Origin of the sequence: Bradyrhizobium retamae (genome assembly GCF_001440415.1) — a bacterium.
Lineage (GTDB): Bacteria > Pseudomonadota > Alphaproteobacteria > Rhizobiales > Xanthobacteraceae > Bradyrhizobium > Bradyrhizobium retamae.
This window is the reverse complement of sequence record NZ_LLYA01000045.1, coordinates 1-4,198: the sequence shown is the minus strand read 5'-3', so window position 1 is coordinate 4,198 and position 4,198 is coordinate 1. Positions and strand designations below refer to the sequence as shown.

Here is a 4,198-nt window from a genome sequence, read left to right as displayed (position 1 = left end):
ATATATGATTCCTGTCGACAAAGACCGCGACACTCTGACTCAGTAAGACTAGGCGCCGGGTCGAACTGGGCGCTGCCCGCGGTTAGACGCCAGATCAGGTAGATGCCGCGTTTTCCTTTCGCCGCTCGCGCGTTTGGTGCCGCTCGGACTGCCGCGAATGAGGCTGCTGCATTTCGGGTCGCGGACGGGCGGCTATCAGCTTGGGTATCTTGACCTCGTTAATGCAAGAATATGGGCCGCCAAGTGTGTGCTGCAGTATCGAGGACGGTGTCTGCGGTCGGTTAGAGCTGTTCATGCGACAATTTCTCGGGTGCCCTAAAAGGATAACTGGTCCTAACAAACTCAGCCGGGGCTCAACCGAACACCGCGCTTGCCCGCATAGCTGCGCGCCAATGCCGAATACCGGAACAGCAGCACGGGGTCAGGAGAATGTTTCGCAGCTCCAGTTCGCGGCTGTTGGCGCAGGCTCGAGAAACAGGGGCCAAGGTTCCGGGTTGCTGTGCTCCGTCCTGCTCCTCAACGAGGCACGTATTGGAGGCGAAGCCGGTCGTGTCGCGGATCGTCACGAAGACGAGATTACCGCGACGACCCGACTTGTTATCGATTCGTACGATCTCGCGAACCCTTGTCGCTTCAGATCCGACCGGTAGAGGGGCCAGATAGTCGATCCGCCCCTCCGGCCCATATGCGGCGCGGCAGCGGTACAGGCGGCAAGAACCCGCCGCGCTTGGGATACCACCGGCTCCGACTTCTGTCCGCGACACGGCCGTGACACCCGGACATCCCAGTCCCGCCGCTGCGGCGGCGCTGCCGCCCGGCTGGCATTGAATCTTGTTCAATGGCTGCCGACCCAGCCCGACCGCTCATGCTCTGCAGAGGCAGCCATATCATTGGAAGATGTGTTGTGCATTACTATGAGCCTGATCAGCGGATTATTCGTGTATTGAACGACGATGAAAGGCACGCATCGGATGTCGCATGCGCCGCCCTCCTTGAGCCGCATGGACGCGCGCTTGCTCGCCGCGCATCTCTGAGTACCGGTTACTCTCGATGCCGTGACATATAGCCCTGCGCGAGCCGAAAGGCGCCAACCCTCCACGGTCTCCTCATCCAGCCCCGATCCCCTGACTACAGCGGTGTAACCGTAGTCGCGTTATGAGCGACGCCCCCGGGCGAAATCTGTGGGACGCAAGCCGGGACACTGCCAATAGCACAATTGAGACTATGGCGTGGAAACAACAGCAATCGTCCAGTCGCAACGGATTCCACATCCGTTCGGGGGCGCCGTTGCCGACGTGCAGCCCAGGAAAACCTTCAGCCCCTGTTGTAAGGAAGGCAATGAAGATGCGCAGTGCTGGGTGCTGGATACAGCACTGGATGCCTGAAATAGATGAGCTGCAATCACATCCGTCTGTGGTTTTGGATTGTTTGCCTTTTCGCTTACTGTAGCTATCTCTCAATACCGATTCAGGCAATGAGCCGCGGCGCATTAGCGCCTAAAATTCCACGATCGGGCGCCATTTTCGACGGATTTAGTCCGACTATGGGGTCCGGATGTCGACACACACTCGCGTTTAGTCCGCAAGAGAAACGCCCTTAGCCTCAATCGTTCCCCTGAGTTTGTCGCCTTGGCGTTTAACGTAGTGCCCGCTGGATCCGAATCACGGCGGGAGCGGCGGAGTCCAACCGGAGCGAGCTCGGGCAACGCCCAATACGCCGGTCATTTTCGCTCGACAACGCGAGGCTTTGCCATTCGTCGACACTCCTGCGAAGATCGACAAAATGCTGATGCACATATCTCCGCGAACTGGTTTATGCATTTTGCGCTTTTTCGGCGCTCAGTCGCGCAGAACGCAAGAAATCCGCCCCCCTCTATAGTATCCTCGATGCTGTCAATCTTCGAGCTAAGGAGTCCCCTCGTAATTGGGGATCCAAACTAGATTGAGACACAAGTTCGGCGTTGGAAGGATTCCAGGCCTGGTTCGCCAGCCAGTTGCTAGCTCTCGGCCTTAACGGGCATCAGAACGTATTAATGCTAAAAGTGCGCAAAGCAGAGAAGGTCGCAAAAATGCTTACCTGCTTGTTGGTCAGCCTTCCCGGACCATATCTGATGCGGTCCAGAATGCAGCCATCGCAGGCGAGACAAGAGCCGGCATGACTGACCAGCCTAATCGCGCAGACGGCATCACCGCCCCGCTCCGCTATGCCACATTCCGGCACATCTGGCTGGCGAGCCTGTTTTCCAATTTGGGCATCATGGTCCAGGGCGTCGGTGCGGCCTGGGCAATGACTGAGATGACGTCGTCGGCCAACAACGTCGCGCTGGTGCAGACAGCCCTATTGCTGCCCGTGATGCTGATCGCGATTCCCGCTGGCGCCATTGCCGACATGCACGACCGCCGCATCGTCACGCTGCTCTCGCTCGGTATTGCATTCGCCAGCGCAACCATCCTGACGGCGCTCGCTTGGTTCGGCCTGGTAACGCCGAACATTTTACTGACACTCTGTTTTGCCCTCGGCAGCGCTATGGCGCTGATGGGACCGGCTTGGCAATCCTCGGTCAGCGAGCAGGTGCCATTAGATACGCTACCTGCGGCGGTAGCACTGAACAGCATTAGCTACAACATCGCGCGCAGCTTGGGCCCGGCGATCGGAGGGATCGTTGTTGCGGCCTCGGGTGCGGTGGCGGCGTTCGCGCTCAACGCGCTGCTCTATCTGCCACTCATGCTCGCGCTCCTCCTATGGAAACGCATCCGCGAACCCTCGCGCCTGCCGCCTGAAAGGCTTAGCCGCGCGATCATTACCGGAGTGCGCTACATCACCAATTCGCCGTCAATCAAGATCGTGCTGACGCGCTCCGCGGTGATCGGCGTGATCGGCGGCGCGATCACAGCACTAATGCCGCTGGTCGCACGCGATCTCTTGCATGCCGGCGCGCAGATCTATGGCGTCATGCTCAGCGCCTTCGGTCTGGGCGCGGTCATCGGTGCGCTCAGCATCACCGAGCTTCGCAAGCGGATGAGCGGCGAGGCCGCGATCCGCGCCTGCGCACTCTCGATGGGCGGGGCGGTGGCCGCTGTGGCGCTAAGCCGCGAGACGGTAGTGACAGCGGTCGCGCTGGTCCTTGCGGGCGCCGTGTGGATGATCACGTGGATGGTTTTCAGCATTGGCGTGCAGCTATCGGCGCCGCGCTGGGTCGCGGGCCGCGCCCTCGCAGCCTATCAGACGGCGTGCTCAGGCGGGATTGCCATCGGCAGCTGGGCCTGGGGCCATCTGACTGATACCGCCGGCGTCGAAACGGCACTCCTAGTCTCAGCCGCCCTGCTAATAGCCTCACCGGTCCTAGGGCTCTGGCTGCAGATGCCGCGCATTGTCGCGCGTGAGGAGAAAACCGAGGTGCTGGCCGATCCTAAGGTGCTGCTTCCGCTCACTGGGCGCAGCGGGCCGCTCGTCGTTGAGGTTGAATATCGAGTCGCGCAAGAGAACGCATGGGCATTCCACAATCTAATGCAGGACGTACAGCTGTTCCGGCAGCGTAACGGCGCTTATGGCTGGTCGCTCGCGCGCGACATCGCTGATCCCGAGCTATGGACCGAGCGCTTTCACTGCCCAACATGGCTGGATTACTTACGCCAACGCAGTCGCTCGACCCAGTCGGAGCGCGCGCTGGACCGTCAGGCGATTGCTTTCCATATCGGCCCTGAGCCCGTGCGTGTCCGCCGCATGCTGGAGCGCCCCTTCGGATCTGTTCGCTGGAAAGAAGACGTGCCCGACCGTGCCGCGAACGAACTCCGGCCTGTTGATTGCAAGCATAGCGGGATGCATTAACAGGCGCCAATGAGACCAAAGGATCTGAAGTTCTGTTTGAAGCGGCTCTCGTGCATCCTAGCTTGCTGCCAGCGAGAACCAGAGCGCACCATCGAGGCATCCCCCACCCGCGAGCATTGCGTTACCAGCGCGCTATGATTGTCAGGAAACGGCCGGGGAGCGGTGGGTCATGCGCAGCGAACTTGCCGACCCCAACATGCCCGGCACACCGGCGGCCGGACGATCTTTGGCCGGCCGCAAATCAATGCGAAACACCCATCCAATGTAAATGTCACCATTCTAGGCGGCTTAGTTTTTTGGCCTTGAATCGAGCTTGCGTACCGAGCGATCGCGACCGGGCGTTCCGATTGATCACGACCGGCTGTACCGA

Annotated in this window: 1 protein-coding gene; it reads left to right on the top strand. The window is 60.3% G+C overall.

Annotated features, from left to right (window positions below):
- The first annotated feature begins 2,154 nt into the window (after positions 1-2,154).
- Positions 2,155-3,828: an MFS transporter gene (locus CQ13_RS07400; RefSeq protein ID WP_057842349.1), complete on the top strand. Its 1,674-nt coding sequence runs from the start codon at positions 2,155-2,157 to the stop codon at positions 3,826-3,828.
- The last annotated feature ends 370 nt before the right edge of the window (positions 3,829-4,198 follow it).